The organism is Vibrio sp. CAU 1672 (assembly GCF_029223195.1).
Taxonomy (GTDB): domain Bacteria; phylum Pseudomonadota; class Gammaproteobacteria; order Enterobacterales; family Vibrionaceae; genus Vibrio.
Genome location: NZ_JARHUF010000003.1, coordinates 155,889 through 181,335, shown reverse-complemented (window position 1 = coordinate 181,335; position 25,447 = coordinate 155,889). Strand labels below are relative to the sequence as shown.

Genomic DNA, 25,447 nt, shown 5'->3' with positions numbered 1-25,447 from the left:
TATGCATCATTGTTTTCATCTTCAGGCTAAAAAGTATGCTGAAAAGGCTTAAGTCGTTACTGGCTAGCGCGGTGATGTTATTGCTATTGGTACCGGTGCTTTTGGTTGGTGTGGTTAAGTACATCGATCCGCCGGTATGGGGATGGAAGATCAGCCGGATGATTTCACCACCAAGCGGCTATCCTGAGTACAGCCAGCAAGAGTGGGTGCCGTTGTCAGGGATGTCACAACATATCCAGTTAGCTGTCATTGCGACCGAGGATCAAAAATTTCCCGATCACTTCGGGGTTGATTTTGAGTCTCTGTTTCAGGTCATCGCTCAAGCCGGGGACAACGGGCCTGCCCGTGGTGCCAGCACGATCACTCAGCAAACGGCCAAGAATGTATTTTTGATTCCGTCGCACTCCTATGCGCGTAAGGCTTACGAGCTGTACTTTGCTTTGCTGATGGAGCTGATGTGGAGCAAACAACGGATTCTTGAGGTGTACTTAAATGTGGCCGAGTTTGGTCCGGGACTTTATGGTGTCGAGGCGGCGGCGCAGAATTACTACGGTATTCCTGCCGGTCAGCTATCACCATGGCAGGCAGCCAGGCTGGCAGTAGTGTTACCGAACCCATACAAGATCAAAGTCCTTTCACACAGCGACTACACCCGGCGTCGTACAAGCTGGGCACTAGCCCAGATGCATAACCTTAGCCCGGCCTGGCTATAGTCAACTACGCCCCTATCAAAGCAAAATGTGAAGCAAGCCAAGCTTTAGGGCGTAGTCATTTGGAAGGATGTGTTGCGTTTTTCGTCCATGCATAATTAACGTGAATAAAACTACAACAATTGCGCAGCCTGATATGCGTAACCAATGGACTGAAAGATGAAATTAAATCTGATCACTACTGCTTTTTTACTCGCTTCGGCAAGTGTCGTTGCCGAGCCAAACATCACAATTTCTACTTCAACCACTAGCCGGGATTTTCCATTAAGTGCCGAGCAACCTTTGGTGGTGCCGCTAACCAAAGGCGGCTACACGATGAAAGTGACTGGCATTGAAGGTGACTGCCGTGCGCCGGAAGGTCAGAAGGTTAAGTTCAACAAACCGATCGGTTTGAACTGTGGAAAGCCGATTGAGTTGCCGCTTAAAATCCGTTTTACCGGTGACTACTCGTTTGCTTTTGACGATCAGGCCAAAACACTGCGGTTTAAACGTGAGCCAAAGAAAGCCGCTAAAACTGAGTTTAAGCGCCCGATTCCTAAAGTTCAGTGTGAAGTTCACCAAGGCGGCGAGGTCACCATTGCTTTGGGTGACAGCTTCCCGGATGGTACTAAACTGCGCGATGCATACTCAGGTCAAACGGTAGAAGTTAAAGATCAACAAGTCTCATTAACACCAAGCCAGGCCTCCGGTGGGTTAGTGCTGCTTGAACCGGTTAAAAAAACCAAGGAAGCCCAACCATTTGATTACCGCAATGCCAACATTTACTTTGTGATGGTGGATCGCTTTAACAATGGCGATACTGATAATGACCATAGTTATGGGCGTAAAAAAGACGGTAAAGAGGAAATCGGTACTTTCCATGGCGGTGATCTGAAAGGCGTGATCGAAAAGCTGGATTATATTAAGAGCTTAGGTACGGATGCGATTTGGCTGTCGCCGATCGTTGAGCAGGTGCACGGTTTTACCGGTGGTGGTGACAGCGGCTCGTTCCCATTCTATGCTTACCACGGCTACTGGACGCGCGATTTTACTAAGATTGATGCAAACTTTGGTAATGACGCCGATCTGAAAAAACTGGTGGAAGAAGCCCACAAGCGTGGTCTGAAAATCTTGATGGACGCGGTCGTTAACCACTCCGGTTACTCAACGTTGGCCGATCTTCAGTTTGACGGTATCGACGTGTTAAAACCAGGTGCAGATTTACCGGAAAAATGGGGAGACTGGCAGCCGAAAAGTGGCGAGAACTGGTACAGTTATTCCCAGAACATCGATTATAAGAGTCCAAACTGGGTAAACTGGTGGGGAGGTGACTGGGTGAGAACCGGCCTGCCGGGCTACCCTGCTCCGGGCAGCAATGATGTCACCATGTCTTTGGCTGGCCTGCCAGATTTTATGACTGAATCGACTCAGGCGGTAACCCCGCCACAATGGCTGCTGGATAATCCCGGCACTCGGGTTGTGGCACACGAGAACTATACCGTGGCCGATTACTTGATTGAATGGCAAACTGACTGGGTCAAGCGCTTTGGTATTGATGGTTTCCGTGTGGATACGGTCAAGCACGTTGAGGGCGAGGTATGGAAACGCCTCAAGCAGGAGGGCTCGAAGAGTTTGGAGCACTGGCGTAAAGAAAACGGCAAGTCTGGCCAGCCATTCTGGATGATGGGTGAAGTCTGGGGTCACACCGCCTACCGCAGCCCGTATTTTGATGATGGCTTTGACGCGCTGATCAACTTCGACATGCAGAAAAAGCTCGACAAAGGCGCAGCCTGTTTCAGCCAAATGGCGGATACTTACCAAAGCTATGCTGACACCATCGCTAACGAGAAAGACTTTAACCCGGTCAGCTACATGTCGTCTCATGATACCGAGTTGTTCTTTAGCCGTTTCAAAGACTACGCTATGCAGCGTAATGCCGCCAACGCACTTTTGCTAAGCCCGGGTGCCGTTCAGGTATACTACGGGGATGAGATTGGCCGTAATATTGGCCCTTACGCCGATGATTTCCATCAGGGAACCCGTTCGGATATGGTTTGGAAGTTGAGCAAAGAGAAGCAGTCGCTGCTTAAACACTGGCAAACACTGGGTCAGTTCCGCCAAAGCCATCCGGCGGTTGGGGCTGGCGAGCACCAGGAGATCAAGCAAGAAGGTGCCTACGTTTTCTCCCGTGCACTGGGCAATGATAAGGTGGTGATTGCTTTCGTGGGTCGCGATAAGTAACGCCCGATATTAAGCCCTTCTTCCGTGGTGGAAGAAGGGCTTTTTTATGTCTGTAATATGGCTCGGGATCGGAGCATTTAATACCGTCAAGCGACGGGGTGTTGCGCAGATGGCCATTAAGAGTGCGCTCGCGGGAGCTGTAGATAGTACGACGTCTTGTACGTCATATCTGCGCCACAAATAAATATCTGGTGTGATATTGACGCAGAAAATGGAGATTAATTGCCTGCGTCTATGGCTTAACATGCTGCATGGGGCTAGTAAATGAACATTAATCACTGTTTTTGATTTGCGTCATAAAATAAAGTGTTACTGTTCAGCGGTGCCGACCTTCGGTGGACGGATTGATTTTGATCATCGAACTAGCACGTAATTGTAGGGATTATCCTATGTGTCCTGTTCCACATACATAGGTATTTTTATGACTAATCCTGTTCAAACTGAACGCAAGGTGACGTTAGGGTGTTATATCGCTCTGGCGTTTGCTGTGGTGTTCTTTTCTGGTCTGATGCAATCGAACGAATGGTACGGTGTATTCGACTTTACGACGTTAAATGGTTCGTTCGGCACTGTGGCCTCTGGGGTAACGCAAACGGCAGAAGGGATCCAGACCGCCACTACCACTTTCCGGGGCACCGGTGGCAGCGGGGCCCGTGATGGTTTCGTTTTCGCGTTGACCCTGATCCCGACGGTGATGTTTGCGTTGGGGATGATCAATGTGCTTGAGCACTACGGTGCACTGGAAGCCGCCCGTAAGCTTCTTACGCCACTTCTCCGGCCTTTAATGGGGATCCCGGGCAACACGGGTCTGGCCCTGATCGCATCGCTACAGAGTACCGATGCCGGTGCAGCGATGACGCGCCAGCTGAAAGACGAAGGTTATCTCACCAAGCGTGAAACGGACGTGTTTACCATGTTCCAGTTCACCGCAGGTGCGACTATCGTCAACTTTTTCTCCTCCGGCGCGGTACTGTTTACCCTCACCATGGCGGATGGCTCTCTTGCGGTCACGTCTTCTATCGGCCTGGCTGTGGTTGTGATGTTTGCGTTCAAAATCATTGGCGCGAACCTGTTTCGCATTTACCTCAATATCACTGAAGGTAAAGAAGACAAGCAGGATCAAACTCAAACCGAGAAGCTCAAAGAGGAGATGGCGTAATGGGTGACGTTAAAGCGAAAAAACCAATGGTGACAGATATTTTCGTTGAAGGTGCTAAAAAAGGCTGGGTGATTGCGACCACCTCTACGGTGCCGAATGTGTTGATGGCCTTCGTGATCATCAAGGCATTACAGATTACCGGCGCGCTGGATTTGATGGGCAGTGTGTTCTCTCCAATCATGGCGGTATTCGGCCTGCCGGGTGAAGCCGCAGCCGTACTGATTGGTGCCTGGATGTCAATGGGTGGCGCCGTTGGGGTAGTGATCACTCTGTTTGATCTGGGTATTCTGAACGGAACACATATTGCTGTTCTGGCACCGGCCATCTACTTGATGGGCTCTCAGATTCAGTACATGGGCCGTATCATGGGGCCTATTGGTACGGAGGGGCGCTATATCCCAGTGATGATTGCGATTTCAGTATTGAACGCCTTTGGTGCGATGCTGGTGATGAACCTGTTTGTTTAGCAGTCAGTGAGTCACTGGCCGTAAATGGGTATCCTGAAGGCCAGACCTGCCACTCAGGACAGATTGTGCTAAGGATATCCTTGGAAGCCCAAAATTCATTCCTGCCGGGCTAAACTCCCAACCCTGCATCTTCATACCTATCCCCGGACTCTGGTTCGGGGATTTTTGTATCTGTTTTTTTTGCGCGGGAACTTAACCTGTCAAACATGTAATTAATCCTATGTTCAGATTGAGCGGACTATGATTGGCCGATAGAAAACAAAAACCCCGATGGAGGGCCATCGGGGTTTTCGATTCAGACAGGAAGAATAGTGTTTACAGTCTAAGCGTCTGCGTGCTTCAGATGTACCTCTTCCTCTGCGGCACCTGCCATTGGGTCATTGAAACGAGCCTCGTCCAATGCGCCTTCTGTTTTGGCGACGATGATGGTTACAGCGCTGTCACCGGTGATGTTTACCGCAGTACGGATCATATCCAGCAAGCGGTCAACACCCATGATCAGAGCGATCCCTTCAAGTGGCAGGCCAACCTGGTTCAATACCATAGCCAGCATCACCAGGCCAACACCAGGAACACCGGCAGTACCGATAGAAGCCAATGTTGCCGTCATAATCACCATCAGGTAGTCACCCATGGTTAGGTCGATATTGAACGCCTGAGCGATGAATGCTGTTGCAACGCCCTGCATGATAGCGGTACCGTCCATGTTTACGGTAGCGCCCAGTGGTACCGTGAACGACGAAATGCGGTTCTCAACACCCATACGGTGTTTGGCGGTTTCCATGGTTACCGGGATGGTGGCATTGGATGATGCGGTTGAAAAAGCAAACATGATCGCATCTTCCATCTTACGCAAGAAGGTAATTGGACTCAGGCCAGTAAAACCTTTTAGCATCAAACTGTAAGTCACCAAACCATGCAGCAGTAGCGTACCAGCCAGTACTAAGAAGTACTCGGCCAGGTTGATAATGGCACCAAGACCAAGGCCGGTAAAGAGCTTCGCCATCAGGAAGAAGACCCCATAAGGGGCGAGGTTCATCAGGATCGCAACCAGCTTCATGATCACTTCGTTCAGATCAGAGAAGAAGGCAGCAATACGTTCGCCCGGTTTGCCCGCAGCACTGATTGCGATACCGAATAGTACGGCGAACACGATAACTTGCAGAGTTTTACCTTCTGCCATCGCACTGATTGGGTTGGTCGGGAACATATCAATGATCACCTGACCCAGAGATGGTGCTTGTGCTGATTTGAATGAGCTTGCTGCGGTCAGATCTGCACCAGCACCAGGCTGGAACACGGTGCCCATGGTTAGCGCGAGCGTGATCGCAACCGCTGTGGTTGCAATGTAAAAAGCAAGGGTTTTACCACCCATGCGACCTAATGTTGATAGGTCTTTTAGAGAGCTGGTACCGCAAACCAGTGATACAAACACCAGTGGTACGACGAGCATTTTCAAGCTGGCAACGAAGATCTGGCCACCAACTTCGAATAATCCATTAACAATGTAAGCGTCGACAAATCCGTTGTCAGCAAAAAGTGTGCGTATTGCAAATCCTGTCAAGATACCTGCGATCATGCCAAGGATTACTCGGCTGGTCAGCGACATCGGTTTCTTGGTATTCATGAGAACACTCCTTATAGTTATGCATCTTGAGTTCACTTCAAGGCGAGCAGCAGATTAGCAGTGGATAACGAAAAAACGAAAGAATAATCCTCTGTCTGACATATAGATGTGATTTGGATCACTGATTTTTTTGGTGTTTTAACGATTATTCAACAATGTGCAATAAAATAATATTCCAATACTTAAACTGTTTATCGAATAATTCACGTCTTAAACATGCACTGAAGTGACAAAGGGAAGATTGGCTTCACTTTAAAAAGAACGAAGTACCGTTAAATGTGCATAAAAAATCAAATTTTATTCATTATTGGCATGTCAAAGTCGCGAATTAGGCTTATTTCGCCGCTGCCACAACTGCTAGTAGTGGATTATGCTGGTTGTATGGCAGAGACATGAAGGGTTGCAGAACCCACTGCCACGCGTTATGTAGGCGGTAGCCAGATCCTCTTGATTGTTAAGTTATAGAAACCGTTTGGCGGCGCTTTCCATCAGTGTGCGATATAGTGCCAGCGTGGCCGGACCACTCTTGGCTCCTTTTGGTAAGGTGATGTGTAACGCTACTTGATACTGGTTAGAGTGCTCCAGAGCGAGGACTTTGATTTTGTCACTTTGGTGTTGTGTGATGATGTGTGCAGGTAAGCGACAAAAGCCAACACCTTGCTCCACTGCTTGTAAGGCATGGTCAAAATTATCGACGGTAATGCGTTGCCGGGCTCTTAACCAGCCCACATCCTGTTTGTCCGGTTCTGATTCGCCCAAATCACGCACGACGATCTGACAGGTGGTGGCAAAGTCGGCTAACGAGACAGATTGCTGTAACGCCAACGGGTGATGTTGTGCTATCACTGGGAGCATGGTTGTGGTGCCAAATGCTTCGGCGGGGTAGTTGGTAATCGGCAAGTTGATTATGGCAATGTCAGCCTGCTGATTGACAACCATCTGGGTGGTTTTACTTAGTGATGTTTCGATAATCTGGACGGAAGTGGTGTTGTTCTGTGACAGGAAAGCACTTAGTGGCACATACACCCAGCTAGGATCGCAAAGGTGATCCATCGAGAGTGTGATTTGAGATTCCACCCCTCGCTTGAGTTGTTCACTGAGCATTTCCAGTTCATAGGCTTGATCCAGCATCGATTGCGCACGACGCAGTATCATCATGCCATGCTCGGTTAACACGGCTTTTCTGCCTCTGATTTCAAGCAATTTAATACCTAACTGATTTTCCAGTTTTTTCACCGAATATATCAGGGTCGTGTGGCTTTTGTTCAGTAATAAAGCCGCAGCTTGAATACTACCGGCCTGATCGATAGCCCGCAGGGTTTGCCATTGTTCTAAGGTGGTTTTGAGTCTCATTGGTCTAATTTATCTACCTTTAGTGGTTATATTATGAACTTTTTTGTCTAATTTTTAAAGATTACTATCCTGCTATCGAAACTCAGTTAATAAAGAAGAGGAGAAGGCAGATGAAAAAGCTACTGCAAGTTGATTTTGAGTATCATGGTCCATTTGGTGAACAGATGTCTGATGCCCTGGCAGAGCTTGCCCAGTCAATCAATCATGAGCCGGGTATGATTTGGAAGATCTGGACGGAGAGCGAGCAAGACCAGCTTGGTGGCGGCATTTACCTGTTTGAAGATGAGCCGTCAGCGCAAGCATACCTGAAGATGCACAGCGCCCGTTTAAAGAAAATGGGGATTGCGGAAGTGCGTGGTCAGATATTCGATATCAATACTTCATTGAGTGTGATCAATCATGCGCCGACGGAAAAAAAACACGATGACTAACCGTACTTTTCTCACTTTACACGGTACGATTTACGGTCTGTTTGCGCTCGCGCTGTTTTTTGTCCCTGTCGTGATGTGGCCCTTGTATGGTGTAGAGCTGAATGATCGATATGCGTTGTTTCTCTCTCAGCATACCTCGATCTTCCTGGGGGGGATCGCGGCGATCAGTTTGTTGCTGCGCCAAATCAACGACGGCCCCACGGTCAGGCAACTGTTCAAGGCATTATTGATCACCAACATCCTTGGGTTGCTGATCACTACTTACGCCGCGATCACTGGTGTGCTGGTTGGTTTTGGTTGGAGCGATCCTGCTTTTTTTATGCTGTTGAGCGGTTTGACGTACAGGCAACTCCACTCTGTTGAGCTCTAAACGACCTTGTCAGTAATCAAAAAGCCCTGCTATTGCTAGCAGGGCTTTTGATTCGAGGCTAAGGTTTATTCACTCTTGTAGCTGTAGTTGTAGTAGCCGTAGCCATATCCGTAGGAGTTGGAGGCTTTCTTTTCTACTGCGTTGAGGATAATACCTTTCACATCTACACCAGACTGTTCAAAACGGCCTTTGGCCACTTCAATTTCTTTCAGTGTGGTTTGGTCAAAACGCGCCACCATCAATGTGGTTCCTGCTATTGCCCCCACAATACTTGGATCAGTGACCGCAAGTACCGGCGGGGTGTCGATAATGATCAGGTCATATTCTTTCGACACTTCTTCAACCAGTGTGCTGAAGCGGGGATGCATCAGTAGCTCAGATGGGTTCGGTGGAATTTGACCACGGGTAATGACATGAAGGTTATTGACCGATGACGGTTCAATAATGTCCTCCTTGGTGGCCTTGCCACTGAGGAAATCTGACAGACCGTTCTCCCAGCGTAAACCGAAGCATTGCTGCAAATAGCCTTTACGCATATCTGCATCAATCAGCAGTACTTTCTGCCCGGTCTTGGCGGCGACAGCAGCGAAGTTGGTTGAAACGAAGGTTTTACCGATAGAGGGCGCCGGGCCAGAAATCATCAGTACATTGTTTTTGGCCTCCATCATCGCAAAATGCAAACTGGTGCGCAGGCTACGCAGGGCCTCGATTGAGAGGTCGGCAGGGTTGGCCTCCGCCAGCAAGACCAGTTCCTGGTTGGCTTTGCCTTTGCTACGCTTCAGTTTACTGGCGAACTCAAGCTGCTGGATTGACTTAGGAACGCTGGCATAAACCGGCACACCGAGTTGCTCGATCTGATCCGGTGTTTCGACACCACGATGGAAAGCCGCCCGAATCAATACAAAAGCTACACCTGCCATACCACCAAGTAACGTTGCCAAAACGACGATCAGCGGTTTTTTCGGTTTGATGGGCTGAGAAAACGACTGGGCACTGTCGAGAATGCGAACGTTGCCGACGGTACCCGCTTTGATGATGTTCAGCTCCTGAACTTTGTTCAGCAACTGGATGTAGATTTGCTGGTTGACTTCAACATCACGGGTCAGGCGCAATACTTCGCGCTGGGTTTTAGGTAGCCTTTGGACCTGAAGGTTCAGGCGCTCTTTCTCTTTTAATAGCGTCTGGCGTTTGTCGAGCAGTGACTTGTATGCCGGGTGATCCTGGGTAAAGCGTTGACTGATTTCGCTCTCTTTAAAGGTCAGTTCGTTTAGTTGCGCTTCGAGTTCGACCATTACTTTCAGAGTGGACTGCGCTTCCAGGCCTAAGTCGATAGATTCATTCGCCTGGCGGAAGCGGTTCAGGGCATCTTCAGCAGTGGTAAGCGTACTCTTAATATCTGGCAGGTGTCCTTTTAGAAACTCCAGGCTTTGCTCGGCTTCGGCGGAGTTACGCTGAACATTTTGCAAAAAATAGTTCTGGCTGATGTCATTGAGGATCGCCTGAATGTGAGCACGGTTTTCCCCGGAGAAGCTTAATGAGATGATCCCGGTTTGTTTACCACGCTCGCTAATCGATAAGTTTTGCTGCAGTTGGTTGATGGCGTCAAGCTTACTGATTTTGCGGATGGTAAAGGTGCTGTCATCACTTGCCACCAGTTCAGTTGCTTTAAATTGATAACCGTTGCTTTCAATCAGCTGGCCGACCTGGCCTTCAAGAACAACCCGTCCTTCGTCTTGCAGTAGCTGGAAAGTTTGTTTAGCCGGGTCCAATACTTTCAGAGTATGGGGAACTCCCATTGCATAGGATGGGGGGGTAAAGCGAGACACGTTGAGGTAATTTTGTTTGCCTTGCAGACGGGCTAAGCCTTTACCTATGATTGGAAGGTAGTCCGGCGTTACCACGGTAGTCAGGTTGAACTTATCCACCGTATCCCCCAAGATCATACGGGATTTGATGATCTCGATTTCTGTGGTCGCGGATGATTCGGCGGCGAACAGGTCACCCATATCACCAACCATGGCTGAAATACCGCCGGAGCTTTTCTTCTCAATCTGGATCAGCGCATCCGCTTTGTATATGGGCGTGGAAAGAATGGCAACACCAACGCCGACAATAGAGAATAGGAGCACGGTGCAGAGGATAATCCACTTGGCATCAATGATGATGCCAAATAGTTTCCCTAAGTCGATCTCATCATCAACTTGGCGTGATTGTTTGATAGTTTGTGTTGTCATTATGTTTACTTCTTAAATACCTTGCCAGTGGCGTTTTAATTCGAGTTAAGAGATTTATAGTTTTTGTGCCCACGCTTTGGCGGCTTGATCGATTAGCGCATAGGCGTGGTCAAATGCTTCTTTGCTTTGTCGGTGCGGATCAGGAATATCTTTTTCACCAATCCATTGGCCGAACAACATAGTTTTACCCCGGGCCTCCGGAGCGATTTTGGTCAGTGCTTCAATGTGGCCTTTCTCCATCGTCAGAATGAGATCATACCGGGCGCAGAGATCGGGTGTCAGTTGTTGCGCCTGATGACCGGTGAGGTCAACCCCATTTTCTTTGGCCACATCGGTAGCAGTGGCGTCGGCAGGTTTGCCTGCTAAATGGCTTCTTTCTACCGCAATACCGGCAGAGGCGATGTGTTTATCAGCCAACATGGACTGTAAGAGTCGTTCGCCTGTGGGGGAGCGGCAGATGTTCCCGACACAGACGACAAGAATATTAGAGAACAAGTTGTCATCCTTTGTTAAGTTCAATCGTACTATGCAGAAAAGATCGCTTCAGCAGGCGATTGGCGAAAATCTCTCTAACAGACCAACGCTCTGTTGGTTGTTGATATTAAATTCATTGCCGCTCTCATATAACACATATTGCATTTTAAAGCTGTTAACTTTGTTGCCTATGTCTGGTTAAGTGGCATAAATAAGCGTCAGTCTGTTTTATTTGCGACTTTTCAAACTCCCCAGGCAATGATATTGAACTTGGGGAGTCGCGATTATTGTTTACGGCCACTTGCGGATACGTAATACACCTTCGGTGAGTTCATTGAACCCGGAGATGGTTGGTACCAGCTGAGCAATCACGCGGTTCCAACGGCTGATTGGTGCTGCGGTGACATAAACTACATCGTATGGGTTGAGATCAAACTCTGTTCCAATCACTAATGCCGAGGCGTCGGAGACGTCCAGTTGGTAGATATCGGCCAGTTTGGCTTCTTCGTTTGAGCGCCGGATGACAAACACCCCCGTGGCGTCGGCAGAAATCTGACTGATGCCGCCAACATTGCTCAGCGCTTCGGTCAGGCTCATGCCACTGCGATCCATTTTAAGTAGTTTGGGATCGTTGACTTCTCCCATGACAAATACTTTTTGAGCATCATTGCGAGGTACGTGGACGATATCACCTGGCTGTAACAGGCGATTTTGGGTCAGATCACCTTGTTGCATGAGTGCATACAGTGAAATTTTTTCTACCTCACCATTGCGGGTCAGAGAGGCGTTTCGCCAATCCGCATCTGCAGCGAGGCCGCCAGCACGGTTGATCGCATCCAACAAGGTGAGGGGAATGTTAGTGATGGGTTGTTGACCCGGTTTGCCTACTTCGCCGGTGATATAGGTTTTTTTGGAGCGGAAAGCCGCGACACTGACATCGACTTGTGGACTTTCGATATATTTTGCTAACCGTGCAGAGATGTCAGAGCGAATCTGGCGGACGTTTTTCCCAGCCACCTCGACAACGCCAATGTAAGGGTAGAAGATCGTTCCGTCGGAGTGAACCCAGTTGCCCGCTTCGGTCGAGCTCCGGTATGAGCCGGCAGGAATGGTGAGTTCCGGATGATCCCAGATAGTAATGTTTAATATGTCACCCGGGCCGACTACGTATTCGTAGTTGGTGATGGCCTGGTCCAGTTCAGGGTTAGGTTTTGAAAAAGGTTCTACTGCATTGAGCGAACTTACGCGTTCCAGGGTTAGCGGGTAGACCGTGACTTGAGATGAGATATCGCTTGCCCCGGAGGTTAGGACCGTCTTGTCACTGAGCGAAAGATGGCTGCCGGGTAGGGTACATCCACTCAATATAATAGGAAGAACGGTGATCCCCAAATACTTGTTAAATGTGTTCATTGGTTGTTTATTACCGAGAGAAATTTGCCGACTGAAATTGAATCACTTCGAACCTTACCCTGAGTTAAGGTCAGGTGACCAAGAGTAAGGATAAATTGTCACAAAACGAGTCCATTCAGTATTTTATTTTTGTATGCCCCATGTCTCTGAAGAGTGATCCAAAGAGGCAATTATGTATTTTTTAATGCTTCACGAGGAAACCTCAAAAAATAGACAACTATTATCCATTTGGTTGCATCAAAGGCAACCAGGTAAATGCAATAATGCAGCTTATTGTACAGTAATAAGCTGCACTGTGTCGTGGGTTTGATGTGTTTATATGAACTGAAATTGGTACAACAGCTACATAATTATGTGAAATTAGGTGCTAAAGTTATATGCATACTATTTACACACTGTCGAACTATCGTTATGCTTCCTGTTGCGGTCGGATATAACAAAAAAATATTGGAGCTTATTTTGAAAATCAAACTTTTAACTGCAAGTGTGGCTGCGGTTCTGCTGGCTGGCTGTGGTAGTGACAGCGATCCAGTGGTAAAAACCTATGCGGTTCAAGCTTATGATCCCGCTGTTATCAATATGAAAGTCTCTTACGACTGTGGTGGGGACTTACAGGGTGAAGCGGATGAGCTAACTACAAACTATAAAGGTATGGTTGGTTACGCACGTATTAGGCATGTTGATGTGGTTGCGGCACCACAGGATTGTAAATTTACTTTTACCCCAACAGAAACAAGTGTGGATGTGTCTAATGGTAAGCGTATTACAACAACCTACACCATTCCTAAGGGCCTTGCCCAACCGGATGTTCCGGTAACCGGTTCACCGTTCACGACTTTGATCGCCGGTTCACTAGAAGAAGGTGAGCTTTACACACCGGAAGTGGCTGAAAAAGTCTTTGAGGGCCTGGGTATTGATATCAACGCAACTGGCGTATCTGTCGATGAGTTAGTGCGCAATACTGAAAAAGTTGTCAAAGATCTTGAAGAAAAAGGCCAGGATGATGCCGCAAGTAAAGCGCTGGCGTCTCAGTTGGCGGCAACGTCTAGTGTGGTCTCTGACGTGATCAAAGCTAACCCGGAAGCCTCTGCACAAGCGGTATCGGTATCGGCTAAAGCGATCACCGAAGAAGTAATTAAAGCTAACCCGGATTACCCTAAGTCTGAAACTGGTGACGTAATCGTTGTTGAGATCCCGGCAGAAGACACCAAGAAAGTGGTTGAGCAGGTTGAGAAAGACATCGATGAAGGCAAGCCGGTAGAAGAGATCAAGCCGGATGTCCCACCAGTACCGGAACCGGAAAAAGGCGAACCGGTTGAGCCAGTTGATCCACCAGAAGATGGTAGTGGCGCATCAGGCGGTAACTAATCCGCTGAGATTGAGCCGGTAATTGACAAAGCCTCTGGATACCAGAGGCTTTTTTGATCTTATCGTTTAATCAGCCAAGGCTTACCACGGGTAACAACGAGTTAAACTTTTGTGTCCGTTCAAGTTATTAGCAAAAACAGCCTACAACAATGCCATTTTGGCTCGACATGGGTGGTTGAAATTTGTACAGTTATTGGGGTTGCGTATGCAACCGATCACCTCATAACTCAGTGAAAGTACTTCTCCAGTGTTGCTGTGTGTGGCATGGATAATGAGTAATAGATAGTGGCTTAGTTGGCAAAGGAACAAGGTATGCAACAGTTTTACATCAGACGGCTGAGACAGGAAGATCTCCTGCTGCTGAAAAAGCTCTTGGCTGAGCTTGATACTTCGCATTATCAAGCGGAACCGAATTTTTACCGCTCACCACAAGACATGGCGCAGCTCAGGGAAGAACATCATATTTTTGACCAGTATTTTGACGGTCGTAGCAGTGCCTTCATTGCGTGTTCACAAAGGCAGGTTGTCGGCTTTGTTTCGGGCACAACCCGCGAAATTAGCGCCATCTTTGCCCCGCACCGGAAGATAGGTTATATCAACGAATTAGTCGTGACAGAAAGCCATCGCAATCTCGGTATTGGCTTATCGCTGATGGATAAGATCGAAAGTGATTTGTGTAGTCAAGGCATTGAAGAGATAGGCCTGAACGTCGCGGCGTTTAATCATGAAGTTGAAGACTTTTACCATAAAATGGGTTATCGGGTGATGAATAAATCGATGACCAAACGCTTTGGCGACTAACCTCGACGACGAGGAGATAACCACGCTTCTGTGCTGATGCCGGCGAGGCGTGGCGTTTTTTATTGTTGGGGCAGTCGCTACGGTGATGTTAGCTCAGGGTGGCGGCGGTCTGTTTACCCATGGTAATTAAGGTATCTAAAATACGTTCACCATCAGCACGTAGGCCATTATGTTCATACTCATTAGTGATCCAGGCTTTGGCATTCGGTATTAAGGCCAGGGTTTCACGGCTGATGTCCATCTCAACAAACATATCGTCGGCATACACTGCGCAACTCACCGGTACCTTATTGTTCGCCAGTTGTCCGGCATCATAAAGTGGCCCCCAGTCTTTTTTTGCTGCCAACAGTTCGGCGGCTCGTTTGAGCGGCTTCAGGTTCGTATATTGGTCAAACATCCATGGGAAAACCATTTCACCGGTGAAGTAAAACGGCTTGCCGGGTTGATAGTTAAATGCATCGTGAGCCTGGCGAACACGCTGGGCACTCCAGTTGGAAGCAAAGCCCTGACAGTAGATGGATTCATGCAAAATGGCGTAAATCGGGTTGGTTTGGAAGTTTTGCTGCATCAACATGTCATTCAAGAATTCGTAACGCAGTTGCGCTTTACCATTGACGTGAATCAAGGCGCTTTCAAGCCAGTAATAGGTTGGCAGAAAAGTATCGCTGACGCCAAAATTGATGCCGATCTGTTGGAACTGCTCAACCGTAAAGCGCTGTCCGTTCGGCAGGTATTCGGTGTTGTCGATCAGATGATTGGCGATCTCCTGGCACAGTTGTTGCGCTTTTGGGAACTGCTGAAAGAAGGCTTGGTTCTTTTCCAGTGTGCGCTTAAAGGTGGCGGTGTAGACGTCATCCGCGTGGCGCGAGAGCGAAGGCACCCCTCCGGTAATGTAGCTGTGCAGCAGGCTGTCCGGAAACATCGAAAGGTAGCTTAATGAGCAAAACCCGCCAAAGCTCTGGCCTAAGATCGACCATTTGTCTACCCCGAACTCCCGCCGGATAAACTCCGCATCGCGTACGATGCTATCGGCGCGAAAGTGGCTCAGATACTCGGCCTGCTGCTCCGGCGATAGTGGAGCCAGAGTCTGGTGGTTGATAACGCTGCTGTTGCCGGTTCCGCGTTGATCCAGCAACAATACTCGATAATCCTCTACGGCACGTTTTATCCAGCCGTTAAGGCCATTTGGACGAGGGGAAGCAAAGCCCGGCCCTCCCTGAAAATAGACCAGCCAGGGTTTGTCCGAGTCCAGGTCACCGACCAGACTGACTTCGCGGGCAAAAAGCTGGAGGGTGCCCTTCTCTGGATGGTGGTGATCGAGCGGGACGGTGAAAGTATGGGGCTGGTAATGCAATCCGGCATCAACAAATGACAGAGCGTGCATGGCTTAAGCGTTCCTTATTTGGCTGTTGTTATTGGTGTTGAACGGACACTTTACTCGCAATTTTACAATGAGCCAATGCAATCATGGGAGCGGGGATGATGGATTGGTTAATAAAATCATGGGCTTGTTGCCAGATGATGAGCACTGGAGTACAGGGGGACCGGTAAGTGGTATCGGTGACTATGCGTTTTAGTTTACTCAGGCGGGTTAAAAAAGGCTCTCCTTCAGGAAGGAGAGCCTTGGTAGTGATTACTCGGACAAGGTTATGATAGGCAGCTCGTCCCAGATCTTGCTTTCATCTGATGTACCACCAGAGAAATTCCAGGGGCCTTTTTCCTCAGCGAGTGGACGGTAAGTCGCCGACAGACCATCCAAATCCCACGTGGTGACGTAAAAGCGAATACCGTCGAGTGATTCCGGACGACCGAGGGCGTCACTGGCGAAATCAAAGGAAATGGTTTTTGCCGCTTTATCGACAGTCACGCTTGGTGCAGGTGTCACCGCTTCTCCCCATGTGGTGGCGTTGGCACCTTTGGTATTGTAAATCGAGCTTTGCCAGCCGAATACCACCGCGATGCGGCTCCAGCTGCCACTTGGCATGCTGGCGTTGATCTTCGGCAACTCGGTGAGATTGGTTGACGCCTCGTCTGGTAAATCAATGAAGATACTGAAGCCAACATGGTCAAAGCCATTCGGTGGCAACCAGGTATCGGTGATGTTATCCATGGTCAGGGTTAAACGTACGTTACTGCCAACGGTAAACACTTCCGCTTTATTGATGGCAAGCTGGCTGTTGTCTTTATCAAACGTTGGATCGGTCGGTAGTGAGTAGTTACCGTTAACACCACCCATACCATCTTGGGCGTCACCGGCATCGTCGATGGTATCGTGCGCGGTGTTTGGCCAGCTCAGATCCGAGATAAAGTTGATATCTGCCACCCCGGTCTGTTTGTCGCTGGAGTATATCGCGAAGCGGTGTTGTTGCTCGCCGATTGCGAAATGGCGCGTTGACAGGGTGACACTGAACTGGCCATCATTAGCAACGGTAATTGTTTGTGCCGTTTCCAGGTTACCGTCTACCACGAGCTTCAGCTTATCGTTGGCGTTGGCGCTGCCAGAGATAACCACATCACCGGTGATGGTCTGACCTTGCCAGTTATGGTCAAGTTCGATGTTGTGATCCGGAGTCTCTACCGCCTGAACATCGCCGGTTTTAAAGTAAATCACTGCGGCTTTGGCTGGTAGTTCGAGTGTTACGTGGCCGTTCTCATCCGCAACTAACTGCTCGGGTGCATCTTGCCAGTTGGACATGATTTGTTGCTCAAACACCGTACCGCCCGCTTGCTCAACATCCAGTTGGTTCATCAGCATTGGCGAGTTAGAGGTGTTGATCACGACCAGCACTTCGTCGTTATCTAAAGTACGAGTAAAGGCAAACACGCCTGCGCCGGCTTTGTCGCTGCCAATCACTTTTAGTGCACCACGGGTCATGACTTTGTTTTCCGTGCGCAGTTTGGCGAGCTCCTGGATAAACAGGTACATCTCGCTGTTTTGATCGAACGAGTCAACCTGCTCACCATCTTCACGGTAACCGCTGGCAAACATCGCATCACGAGCAGCAGACATGGCTTGTTCGGTACCCTGGTAAATCACAGGGATGCCCGGTACTGCCATCATGGTGATCAACGCTTGCTTCATATCGTTAACACTGCCTTGCGACAAAAAGCGCGGCATATCGTGGTTGTCGATAAAGTTCGGCATGATGTAAGGGTTCGGGAACATGTCCATCATCTTCTCAAGGCGGAAGCGCAGGTAGTCCGTTGGCTGACCTGAAGCAAATACTCGCGTCATGGTGGTCTGCAGTGGGAAGTTCAGCACCGAGGTCATCTGTTTCGGTGAACCGTTTTCACCGATGTAGGTCAGCATTTTCTCTTCACCTTCGGTGTTGTAAGGCGTTGAGGCTTCAAAAACTTCACCAAAGGTAAGGAAATTATCGCGGCCAGTTTCCGCTGCCTGGGTCATCACACCATCGTCGGCATGCAGGAAGTCGTTCCAGAAGTCGTGCTCAACAAACTTGACAGTATCAATACGGAAGGCATCGACGCCGACTTCACGAATCCATTTACGGTAGCTCTGTTTCAGGTACGCGCGTACTTCAGGATCGGAAGTGTTTAAGTCATCGAGATCAGACAGTTGCCAGGTTTTTTCCTGAACCGGGTTGTTGTGATCGGTGATGCTTGGAGTCCAGTGGTAACTGCCGCTGCCGTCCTCTTTGCACTCGTTCATGTTGAGTGGGTAAGGCAGGCTCTGTCCTTCCGGCAGGGCATTTTCGATCAGGCGGAAGCCCTGGCATGGCAGGCTTGGGTCATAGCTGTATGGATTATCGTAGGTGAAGAAATTACCCACGTGGTTGGTGACAATATCCTGAATTAAGAACATGTTACGGGCATGCACTTCACGCGCTAGCGCCTGGTAGCTTTCCAGATCACCAAAGTGTTCATCGACCTTCTGAAAATCACGTGCCCAATAGCCGTGGTAACCGCCGTAGTTTTGCTCGGCATCCCACCATTGGTTTGCCACTGGCGGGGTAATCCAGATTGATGTCGCGCCCAGGTCTTCGATATAGCCCAACTTGTCGCTGATGCCAACGAGGTCACCACCGCTGAATTTTTTATCGGAAGTCGGGTCAAATTCGTTCTGGCCTTGATCGTTAATCGCATTATCGCCGTCGTTGAAACGGTCGATCATTAAAAAGTAGATGATCTGATCTTGCCAGTCAGGAGATGCCACGTGACTACCTGGGTCTGAGGGGCTGGTTGCATCACTGCCACAGCCAGAAAGGGCCAAAGCGATAGCTAAAGGTAATATTTTTATTTTATTCATAGGTTTAGGTATGGTTTCAAACACGGTTGTTGTCTCCGTTATGCAGCAATGCGGAAACAATAAAGCAATGGCTTGAAATTTAGAGTGTCATTTCACGCCAAAAAATGCGTGAAATGATGTCACTCTACCGAGATTTTGAACCGTGCGACATATTTACAGCAGTGGTTGAAGAATCGGATACTGGGGCGGGTAATGGTCTTTAGCCAGCTCCTGACCGTGGTGGTCATACAAGCGGAACCGGCATTGTTTACCGGCGTGTTGCACTGCGGCTTGCAGTGTCCAGCAGGCGTATTGCTCTGAATGGTGAGTCAGTGACATCGCAAGCGGGGCCGGTGCGTCATCGATATAGCAGTCGATGTTTGTCACGTGTTCCAGGCGGCAGGCTAATTCGATGAACAAGGTGAACTGTGTACCAAGCTGAACCAGTTGTTTGGTCGGTACGATGTATTCCGGTGTACCAATCAACAGGCCTTTCGGCACCATGTAGTCACGCTGGTGGTTGTTATCAATATAGCGCTCACCGTCGACTTCGTAGCATAAACGGAAAGTGAGCGGATACGCCACTGGCAGCTCTGTCGTGGCCCATAATTCTGTCCCGTTGTTTAAAAAACGCTCAAAGAATGCCGGGTAACGCCGCCAGAGCCCGTCCCGATCACGACATTCAACATAGACGACCTTTTCAAACGCGATATTATCCACTTCAACCCAGATCCGGCCGACCGTCTGGTTGGCGTCATTGTCTGCCGCGTGATTGGCTTTGGCATAATGGAGGCGAACCGGTTGCTGACGCCGCTGGATCCGGTTGTCCAGGCACTGCTGGCGATACTGCATCGGTGATAGGGGAAACCAGCGGCGAAACGAGCGATGAAAATTCGACGCTTCTTCGTAGCCGAGTTGGTAAGCGATCTCCTGGATCGATAACTGGGTGTCGGCTAACAGTGTCAGGGCCTGCTTTTGTTTTGCAAAATCGACACATTGTGAGTAACTCATCTGCTTGTCCTGCAGGCGTCGTTGTAAGGTTCGTTTCGATACCCCCAATTGTGAAGCGGCGTGTTCCAGTTTAAGTGAGTAATTATTATTTTTTGAGAACAAAGAGTTAAGCACACTGAGCAGCTCGGGTGGATCAATGGGCTGGTGTGAAAGCAGCAAATAAACTTGCTTGACCAACTCGAACACCGCATCAGATGACGCAGGTTTGTGCCGGGTTTGAGCCAGGGTAATCTGGCACCGGGTAGGATCCTTGTCTGAACGTGTTACCTCATTTAGCTCAACTGGCGCAAGCAGAGCCAGTTGTTTGTCGAGTAACTCAAATACTGCGTTGGTCCACATTGGGCGTTCATTATTGCGAAAACCAAGCTCCATTTGTATTTGCCGTCCGGTATGAGTGACGCTCACATATAAACGACGATCAAACAGTGAAATGCTTTTGCTCCACCAGCGCAGCCCCTCGTGTAGGTTGGGGGCTTCACGCAACAACAGGCATTGAAGTGCCATCAATTGTTCGATATGCCAGTACTCCCCGGCAATGCACAGGTGGTTGTGACCAAATTGTTTACAGAGAAAGGTGGTGATGGTTTGGTGATCTGGCAGCATATAGATGAAACAAAACAGTAATTCAGGTCGATGATATCTATTATCCGGCAAATTTCAGTGAGAAGGTTCAAAACTTACAACGACAGGTATTTTCAATTTTTTTTTGAAAATGTTTCAACACAATAGTGGTTTTGCATTGTTGGTGGGCAGGGTAAAGTGCGCAGCATGCCTTTCGTTATTATTTGGAGAACCTGATGGATATAGTACAAGCAGCCAAAGCGCGTTATTCAACCAAAGTGTTTGATCCGGAGCGTAAGCTGTCCGAGGAAAAAGTCAGTGCGCTAAAGGAGCTGGTGCGGATGAGCGCTTCAAGCGTTAACTCGCAGCCGTGGCATTTTATTCTGGCCACCAGTGATGAGGGTAAGCAGCGCATCGCCAAAGCGACTCAGGGGAATTATGCATTTAATCAGGCAAAGGTGCTGAATGCGTCACATGTGTTGGTGTTCTGTAGCAAAACTTCAATTGATGACGCCTATCTGGAAGCCTTGCTCGCTCAGGAAGAGCAAGATGGTCGTTTCCCGACAGAAGAGGCCAGGCAAGCGGTGCGTGGCGGGCGTGGCTACTTCGTCAATATGCATCGCCAGGAACTGGGGGATGCTGCCGACTGGATGGCCAAGCAGGTGTATCTGAATGTCGGCACCTTGTTACTGGGGGCGGCGGCACTGGAAGTGGATGCCGTGCCTATCGAAGGTTTTGATGTCGCGGCGCTGGATGCGGAATTTGGCCTGCGTGAGCTGGGCTATACCGCTGCGGTGATTGTTCCGCTCGGTTATCACGCCGAAGACGATTTTAACGCCAAAACGCCAAAGTCTCGCTGGGCAGCGGATCTGGTGTTCACGGAGTGCTGAGTTATGCTCTATCTGGTTGCTGAAATCAAAGCTTATCCGGATTGCGTTGAGCAAGTGCAAAACTTGCTCACAGGATTGCTGGAGCCAACGCGCAGGGAGAGCGGTTGTTGCCAGTATGAGTTGTATCAAGACGAGAAAATACCCGGGCTGTTTATGTTTCAGGAAAGCTGGGCATCGCAAGAAGCGCTGGATAAGCATTTGTCCAGCTCCCATATCCAGGCGTTCAACCGGCAATTGAGTGATAATGACTGGGTTGAATATACCCAGCTTCGGCCACTTAAGTTTGTCGGTTAAACGGCAGGGTCGATTGCCAGCACGTTCGCACGTTGCTGGCAGCATTTTTGCTGGATAAAATCGCGGAATGTGCGGATGGTCGGTGTCAATAAACGCCGATCTGCGCACACCATATACAGCGGTACCGGGCCACCATCCCATTCTGGCAGCACACGGACCAGTCTGCCTTCAATCAGGTCTTTGCTGATATCCATCAGCGATTTATTGGCTATCCCTTTACCTTTTATCGCCAGGCGGTGAGGCAGATCACTGTCATTACTTAACAGATTGCCACTCACCAGCACTTGTTCCTGCTGGCCGTTGTTACTCAATGTCCATTTGTTGTATACCGAATCAGCAACCATATAGCACAGGCAATTATGCCGGACGAGGTCAGCCGGTGCCGTGAGCGTTGGATGGCGGGCGACGTAATCTGGAGAGGCGCACAATATCCGCTCATTGGCGCCACAAAGTGCAAGTATTACTAAGTTGGAGTCGGCAGGTTCGCCATAGCGGATCGCGATGTCAACCGGTTTGCTGTACATATCGGTCAGACTGTCAGAGAGCTCCAGCTTGATGGATACTTTCGGGTAGCGATCGATAAACTCGTCGACCCAGTCCAGCAGCATATTACGGCCGAAGTCCGACGGTGCAGTGATATGTAGCTGACCGGACAACTCGCCCCGGGTACTGGCTACCTGATCCAAACCTTCCTGCAGCGTTGCCAGAGCTTGCTCGGTTTTGTCGAGAAACAACGCTCCTTCAGAAGTCAAACGTAAGTTACGTGTAGAGCGGACAAATAAAGGGAAGCCGATTTGATCCTCAAGACGCTTGATGGCCGCGCTGATGGCCGCCGGAGTCAGGTTCATGCGCTGTGCGGCTTTAGAAAAGCTGCCCTGGCGTGCGGTTTCGACGAAAATGTTCAGATCATTCAGTGCTTTCATGGGAAATGAAAATTTCAGTTTTAAGCCACTATAGCATATTCCGTGGCTTAAACACCGAAAGGCTGGCGGTGGCTAAGCGGGAGTATTGCCGACCGTGTCTTCCAAGCTCAATATGGCATCTCTGGTATGGCCTGGCAATGTTGCTTTCTGGTTGGTTTTAAAGTCGTACATTACCCCGGTTGCCGTGCCTATGGTGGTCACTTTATTCCATTTTTTGCTGACAACCTGGTATTCCATGGTAAAGCGATCGGCTTGTATCTGAGTCACACGGCTGCCAATCAGCAAGGTATCAGGGTAGGTTACTGGCAGCTTATAGCGACATTGGGTTTCACTTAACACTGGCCCGATGTGAGATTGCTGGATATCAACCAGTAGATTTATCTTAGTGAAGTAGTCCAGGCGTGCGGTTTCAAAATAGCGGAAGTATACCGAGTTGTTGACATGTTGCAGCGCATCCATTTCTCCCCAAGCCACCTTGATCTCGGTGATTACTGGAAAGGCATTTAACAGTTGTTCCATACGGGCTGTCCTTGTCTGTCATTGAGGTGCAAAAGTGAGATTCTGAGTATTTATTCTAAAGATAATTGCTTGGAATGTAATCAAATTGTGTTAAATTTGTGAAATAAAATACCTATCCAGGCTATGTAATTTGTATAATTTATATATCTGGTCTGTAGGTGACACATGTTCGAGCTGTCATAGGGAGAGGTCGATGGCACAACTGAAGGGTTTTCATTTAGCCACGGTGGATAAGCGGATTGACTGGACACAAGAGCTGTTCAGTTTGCGGGTTTCCGGCGCGCCATTGCGTTTTAAAGCGGGGCAATTTACTAAGCTGGCACTGCTTGATGATGAAGGCCATGCCATCAGTCGTGCGTATTCCGTGGTTAATGCACCCAGCCAGGAGTTTGACTGGCTGGAGTTCCTGATCGTCGCCAGCCCAAACGGGCGATTGACTCCACGGCTGCAGAAACTGGTGAGTGGCGATTGTGTCTATGTCGGTGAAAGTGCTCATGGCGAGTTAACCCACGATACGATTCCGAAGCAGGCCAATACACTGTGGTTGCTGGCAACGGGCACCGGCGTTGGTCCGTTTCTGTCTCTGTTGGATGATATCAACTTGTTACCACACAGCGATCATATCGTGCTAGTGCATGGGGTAAGAAAGCAAAAGGACTTGGTTTATCAGTATCTTATTAAACATTTACAACAGCGCTACCAGGGACGGCTGACTTACCTACCGGTTATCAGCCGGGAGCAGGTATCCGGTAAGCTGTATGGCCGGATACCTCAGTTGCTCACCTCGGGAGAGCTGGTCAATGCAGCCAATGTGGCCATCAGTCAGCAGCATAGCTTCGTAATGATGTGTGGTAATCCGGAAATGATTAAAGAGACATCGGCCGTACTGCAGGAGCAGGGTTTAGACAAGTACCGGTTGCGCAGTGGAGGGAACTTCATTTACGAGCGTTACTGGTAATCGAGTAACTGGCTAAGCGGTTCAGGCAGAGTTGAGTTGTAAATTGAAAAAGCCACACTTAAGCAGTGTGGCTTTTTGGTTACGCAGTGATCGCTATTGCTGGTTTACAAACGCTTTAAAGCGCGCTCTGGTTTCTGCATCGGCTTTGTTGTACCAGAAGTGCAGCATCTCTTCGGCGGTTGAATCAACGGTGACGCTTGCGTCTGGTGCTACAGCGGGAAGTGTCACCGGCTGTACTACGGCAGTGCCGGTCATGGTCACTGCGGCGACGCCACCCTGACGGTTGTAGTCTTCCACTTCACGCAGGTAGTCGCGTCCGATCTGCATCCCCGGTTTAACCAACGCTTCCTGTCTGAGGTCAATGGCGTTGCCCGATTCGTCAATGAGGCGTAACTCAAGTTGTTTGATGTTGGCTTCCGCCTCCCTCAGGTCACGGTACTCCGGCAGTTCAAATGTCAGTTCACTGTCGGTGGCGGTGAACCTGGCGATAATCGCATGGCTTTCCGTGCTCACCCGCTCATTTCCTTTACTGAAGAAAGGGGCATAGCGGACCACGACCTGGTTGACCCCGTCCGGAAGGGTTAACGTTTTGCTCGAAGCGAAGAGCCCGCCAGACAGCTCGGCTTTCCTGCCGTTGGCTGCCAATATCGAAACGTCGTCAGGGATGCTAAGTGTGACATCGGCCAGAGCAGGGCCACTGATTGCCAGGGCAAGCATACAAGTGAGGGGCTTGATGATTTTCATTGTTTTTATCCTGAGCTCGGTGATTAGTGATGTTTGAGAGTGCATGCTTAAGTGCCTGATTGCAACACTCTTGGCTAAGAAGTTCTGTAATTTCACAACATCGTCATTTTTTACTCAGGGCAAAGCCGCGCTTTTGTGACCTGAATGCCACCAGAGGCGGCATTCAGGTAAGGCCTTACTTCTTGTATTTATGCAATAAATCCAGCGGGATATGGCAGTAGTCGGTCGGATAACGCGTTAGCCGGTCCTGATGCTGCGGATCGCTTTTGACGTAATTGGTCAGCAGCATGACTTCGACTTGTATTTTGTCGGCGTCTGCCCGCGAGGCAATATAGGCGCGGGCAGAGGCTAAGTGCTGCGGGTCGTTGCTGTAAACGCCGCTGCGGTATTTCTCGCCGACATCCTCCCCTTGCCTGTTAAGGCTATAGGGGTCGATGATTTCAAAGAAGTAATCCATCAACTGGGTTACCGTCAACTGAGACGGATCAAACTGGGTACGGACACATTCGGCATAACCGTCATAACTCCCTTGGGTAGTATGGCTACGGCCGTTGGCCCGGCCGGCTTCGGTAACAACTACACCGGGTAAGTGGCGAAGGTATTCCTGCACGCCCCACAGGCATCCGCCGGCAAAGTAGATTTCTTCCATTGTTGTGCTCCGCTGATAAATGCTAATG

The 25,447-nt window shown here is 49.3% G+C and carries 23 protein-coding genes; 11 read left to right on the top strand and 12 right to left on the bottom strand.

Features of this window, described 5'->3' with window-relative positions; all coding sequences use genetic code 11:
• The first annotated feature begins 35 nt into the window (after nt 1-35).
• The 4 genes from mtgA (at nt 36) to P2G85_RS04755 (ending at nt 4,556) form a co-directional block, all read left to right on the top strand.
• The gene (gene mtgA, locus P2G85_RS04770; RefSeq protein ID WP_275862978.1) at nt 36-713 is read left to right on the top strand and encodes a monofunctional biosynthetic peptidoglycan transglycosylase; all 678 of its coding nucleotides are present in this window, start codon (nt 36-38) and stop codon (nt 711-713) included.
• Between the two features lie 156 nt (nt 714-869).
• Complete coding sequence (locus tag P2G85_RS04765) at nt 870-2,930, top strand: alpha-amylase (protein WP_275862977.1); 2,061 nt, start codon at nt 870-872, stop codon at nt 2,928-2,930.
• 421 nt (nt 2,931-3,351) lie between these two features.
• The gene (locus P2G85_RS04760; protein ID WP_275862976.1) at nt 3,352-4,089 is read left to right on the top strand and encodes a nucleoside recognition domain-containing protein; all 738 of its coding nucleotides are present in this window, start codon (nt 3,352-3,354) and stop codon (nt 4,087-4,089) included.
• A complete protein-coding gene (locus P2G85_RS04755; protein ID WP_275862975.1) occupies nt 4,089-4,556 on the top strand; it encodes a YjiG family protein in 468 nt (155 codons plus the stop codon). The genes P2G85_RS04760 and P2G85_RS04755 overlap by 1 nt, the downstream gene beginning before the upstream one ends.
• A gap of 322 nt (nt 4,557-4,878) precedes the next feature.
• Here the strand turns inward: P2G85_RS04755 and P2G85_RS04750 are convergent, their stop codons facing one another.
• Nucleotides 4,879-6,183 (bottom strand): dicarboxylate/amino acid:cation symporter, encoded by a 1,305-nt coding sequence (locus tag P2G85_RS04750; RefSeq protein ID WP_275862974.1) that lies wholly within the window; start codon nt 6,181-6,183, stop codon nt 4,879-4,881.
• Nucleotides 6,184-6,642: 459 nt separating this feature from the next.
• Complete coding sequence (locus P2G85_RS04745; RefSeq protein WP_275862973.1) at nt 6,643-7,536, bottom strand: LysR family transcriptional regulator; 894 nt, start codon at nt 7,534-7,536, stop codon at nt 6,643-6,645.
• 110 nt (nt 7,537-7,646) lie between these two features.
• On the opposite strand from P2G85_RS04745, the gene P2G85_RS04740 reads away from it, so the two are divergent.
• Nucleotides 7,647-7,967: a monooxygenase gene (locus tag P2G85_RS04740; protein WP_275862972.1), complete on the top strand. Its 321-nt coding sequence runs from the start codon at nt 7,647-7,649 to the stop codon at nt 7,965-7,967.
• Nucleotides 7,960-8,337, top strand: coding sequence for a hypothetical protein (locus P2G85_RS04735; RefSeq protein ID WP_275862971.1), 378 nt, complete (start codon nt 7,960-7,962; stop codon nt 8,335-8,337). The genes P2G85_RS04740 and P2G85_RS04735 overlap by 8 nt, the downstream gene beginning before the upstream one ends.
• Nucleotides 8,338-8,402: 65 nt before the next feature.
• Here P2G85_RS04735 and P2G85_RS04730 read toward each other — a convergent pair whose 3' ends face one another.
• The 3 genes from P2G85_RS04730 to P2G85_RS04720 form a co-directional block, all read right to left on the bottom strand.
• Nucleotides 8,403-10,571 carry a polysaccharide biosynthesis tyrosine autokinase gene (locus P2G85_RS04730; RefSeq protein ID WP_275862970.1) on the bottom strand — a complete coding sequence of 723 codons (2,169 nt, stop codon included), beginning with the start codon at nt 10,569-10,571 and terminating at the stop codon, nt 8,403-8,405.
• Between the two features lie 54 nt (nt 10,572-10,625).
• Nucleotides 10,626-11,066 (bottom strand): low molecular weight phosphotyrosine protein phosphatase, encoded by a 441-nt coding sequence (locus P2G85_RS04725; protein WP_275862969.1) that lies wholly within the window; start codon nt 11,064-11,066, stop codon nt 10,626-10,628.
• Nucleotides 11,067-11,336: 270 nt separating this feature from the next.
• Nucleotides 11,337-12,455, bottom strand: coding sequence for a polysaccharide export protein (locus P2G85_RS04720; protein WP_275862968.1), 1,119 nt, complete (start codon nt 12,453-12,455; stop codon nt 11,337-11,339).
• 459 nt (nt 12,456-12,914) lie between these two features.
• Here P2G85_RS04720 and P2G85_RS04715 point away from each other — a divergent pair, with 459 nt between their 5' ends.
• Nucleotides 12,915-13,823: a hypothetical protein gene (locus tag P2G85_RS04715; RefSeq protein WP_275862967.1), complete on the top strand. Its 909-nt coding sequence runs from the start codon at nt 12,915-12,917 to the stop codon at nt 13,821-13,823.
• Nucleotides 13,824-14,135: 312 nt separating this feature from the next.
• Entirely contained in the window at nt 14,136-14,624 is a 489-nt protein-coding gene (locus P2G85_RS04710) for a GNAT family N-acetyltransferase (RefSeq protein ID WP_275862966.1), read from the top strand.
• Nucleotides 14,625-14,712: 88 nt separating this feature from the next.
• Here the strand turns inward: P2G85_RS04710 and P2G85_RS04705 are convergent, their stop codons facing one another.
• From P2G85_RS04705 to P2G85_RS04695, 3 genes are all read right to left on the bottom strand, one after another.
• On the bottom strand, nt 14,713-16,008 hold the full coding sequence (locus tag P2G85_RS04705) for an alpha/beta fold hydrolase (protein ID WP_275862965.1): 1,296 nt from the start codon (nt 16,006-16,008) through the stop codon (nt 14,713-14,715).
• A gap of 249 nt (nt 16,009-16,257) precedes the next feature.
• On the bottom strand, nt 16,258-18,915 hold the full coding sequence (locus P2G85_RS04700; RefSeq protein WP_345795421.1) for an alpha-amylase family glycosyl hydrolase: 2,658 nt from the start codon (nt 18,913-18,915) through the stop codon (nt 16,258-16,260).
• A gap of 129 nt (nt 18,916-19,044) precedes the next feature.
• Nucleotides 19,045-20,484, bottom strand: coding sequence for a helix-turn-helix transcriptional regulator (locus tag P2G85_RS04695; RefSeq protein ID WP_275862963.1), 1,440 nt, complete (start codon nt 20,482-20,484; stop codon nt 19,045-19,047).
• Between the two features lie 194 nt (nt 20,485-20,678).
• Here P2G85_RS04695 and nfsB point away from each other — a divergent pair, with 194 nt between their 5' ends.
• Nucleotides 20,679-21,332: an oxygen-insensitive NAD(P)H nitroreductase gene (gene nfsB / locus P2G85_RS04690; RefSeq protein WP_275862962.1), complete on the top strand. Its 654-nt coding sequence runs from the start codon at nt 20,679-20,681 to the stop codon at nt 21,330-21,332.
• 3 nt (nt 21,333-21,335) lie between these two features.
• Nucleotides 21,336-21,626, top strand: coding sequence for a putative quinol monooxygenase (locus P2G85_RS04685; RefSeq protein ID WP_275862961.1), 291 nt, complete (start codon nt 21,336-21,338; stop codon nt 21,624-21,626).
• On the opposite strand, the gene P2G85_RS04680 is transcribed toward P2G85_RS04685, so the two are convergent.
• Nucleotides 21,623-22,549 (bottom strand): LysR family transcriptional regulator, encoded by a 927-nt coding sequence (locus tag P2G85_RS04680; RefSeq protein ID WP_275862960.1) that lies wholly within the window; start codon nt 22,547-22,549, stop codon nt 21,623-21,625. The genes P2G85_RS04685 and P2G85_RS04680 overlap by 4 nt on opposite strands.
• Nucleotides 22,550-22,621: 72 nt before the next feature.
• Nucleotides 22,622-23,068: a thioesterase family protein gene (locus tag P2G85_RS04675; protein ID WP_275862959.1), complete on the bottom strand. Its 447-nt coding sequence runs from the start codon at nt 23,066-23,068 to the stop codon at nt 22,622-22,624.
• 193 nt (nt 23,069-23,261) lie between these two features.
• Here P2G85_RS04675 and P2G85_RS04670 point away from each other — a divergent pair, with 193 nt between their 5' ends.
• Nucleotides 23,262-24,026: a ferredoxin--NADP reductase gene (locus P2G85_RS04670; RefSeq protein ID WP_275862958.1), complete on the top strand. Its 765-nt coding sequence runs from the start codon at nt 23,262-23,264 to the stop codon at nt 24,024-24,026.
• Between the two features lie 93 nt (nt 24,027-24,119).
• On the opposite strand, the gene P2G85_RS04665 is transcribed toward P2G85_RS04670, so the two are convergent.
• Together P2G85_RS04665 and P2G85_RS04660 are read right to left on the bottom strand one after the other, a co-directional pair.
• On the bottom strand, nt 24,120-24,770 hold the full coding sequence (locus P2G85_RS04665; RefSeq protein ID WP_275862957.1) for a DUF2057 family protein: 651 nt from the start codon (nt 24,768-24,770) through the stop codon (nt 24,120-24,122).
• Nucleotides 24,771-24,945: 175 nt separating this feature from the next.
• Nucleotides 24,946-25,419, bottom strand: coding sequence for a peptide-methionine (S)-S-oxide reductase (locus P2G85_RS04660; protein ID WP_275862956.1), 474 nt, complete (start codon nt 25,417-25,419; stop codon nt 24,946-24,948).
• Nucleotides 25,420-25,447: the final 28 nt, after the last annotated feature.

What these genes read in the sequence shown, in the direction of transcription:
- P2G85_RS04705 (WP_275862965.1), bottom strand. Translation starts at nt 16,008, where the DNA reads ATGCACGCTCTGTCATTTGTTGATGCCGGATTGCATTACCAGCCCCAT.
- P2G85_RS04755 (WP_275862975.1), top strand. Translation starts at nt 4,089, where the DNA reads ATGGGTGACGTTAAAGCGAAAAAACCAATGGTGACAGATATTTTCGTT.
- P2G85_RS04760 (WP_275862976.1), top strand. Translation starts at nt 3,352, where the DNA reads ATGACTAATCCTGTTCAAACTGAACGCAAGGTGACGTTAGGGTGTTAT.
- P2G85_RS04675 (WP_275862959.1), bottom strand. Translation starts at nt 23,068, where the DNA reads ATGGAACAACTGTTAAATGCCTTTCCAGTAATCACCGAGATCAAGGTG.
- P2G85_RS04740 (WP_275862972.1), top strand. Translation starts at nt 7,647, where the DNA reads ATGAAAAAGCTACTGCAAGTTGATTTTGAGTATCATGGTCCATTTGGT.
- P2G85_RS04735 (WP_275862971.1), top strand. Translation starts at nt 7,960, where the DNA reads ATGACTAACCGTACTTTTCTCACTTTACACGGTACGATTTACGGTCTG.
- P2G85_RS04750 (WP_275862974.1), bottom strand. Translation starts at nt 6,183, where the DNA reads ATGAATACCAAGAAACCGATGTCGCTGACCAGCCGAGTAATCCTTGGC.
- P2G85_RS04660 (WP_275862956.1), bottom strand. Translation starts at nt 25,419, where the DNA reads ATGGAAGAAATCTACTTTGCCGGCGGATGCCTGTGGGGCGTGCAGGAA.
- P2G85_RS04765 (WP_275862977.1), top strand. Translation starts at nt 870, where the DNA reads ATGAAATTAAATCTGATCACTACTGCTTTTTTACTCGCTTCGGCAAGT.
- mtgA (WP_275862978.1), top strand. Translation starts at nt 36, where the DNA reads ATGCTGAAAAGGCTTAAGTCGTTACTGGCTAGCGCGGTGATGTTATTG.
- P2G85_RS04665 (WP_275862957.1), bottom strand. Translation starts at nt 24,770, where the DNA reads ATGAAAATCATCAAGCCCCTCACTTGTATGCTTGCCCTGGCAATCAGT.
- nfsB (WP_275862962.1), top strand. Translation starts at nt 20,679, where the DNA reads ATGGATATAGTACAAGCAGCCAAAGCGCGTTATTCAACCAAAGTGTTT.
- P2G85_RS04745 (WP_275862973.1), bottom strand. Translation starts at nt 7,536, where the DNA reads ATGAGACTCAAAACCACCTTAGAACAATGGCAAACCCTGCGGGCTATC.
- P2G85_RS04710 (WP_275862966.1), top strand. Translation starts at nt 14,136, where the DNA reads ATGCAACAGTTTTACATCAGACGGCTGAGACAGGAAGATCTCCTGCTG.
- P2G85_RS04720 (WP_275862968.1), bottom strand. Translation starts at nt 12,455, where the DNA reads ATGAACACATTTAACAAGTATTTGGGGATCACCGTTCTTCCTATTATA.
- P2G85_RS04730 (WP_275862970.1), bottom strand. Translation starts at nt 10,571, where the DNA reads ATGACAACACAAACTATCAAACAATCACGCCAAGTTGATGATGAGATC.
- P2G85_RS04695 (WP_275862963.1), bottom strand. Translation starts at nt 20,484, where the DNA reads ATGCTGCCAGATCACCAAACCATCACCACCTTTCTCTGTAAACAATTT.
- P2G85_RS04670 (WP_275862958.1), top strand. Translation starts at nt 23,262, where the DNA reads ATGGCACAACTGAAGGGTTTTCATTTAGCCACGGTGGATAAGCGGATT.
- P2G85_RS04680 (WP_275862960.1), bottom strand. Translation starts at nt 22,549, where the DNA reads ATGAAAGCACTGAATGATCTGAACATTTTCGTCGAAACCGCACGCCAG.
- P2G85_RS04685 (WP_275862961.1), top strand. Translation starts at nt 21,336, where the DNA reads ATGCTCTATCTGGTTGCTGAAATCAAAGCTTATCCGGATTGCGTTGAG.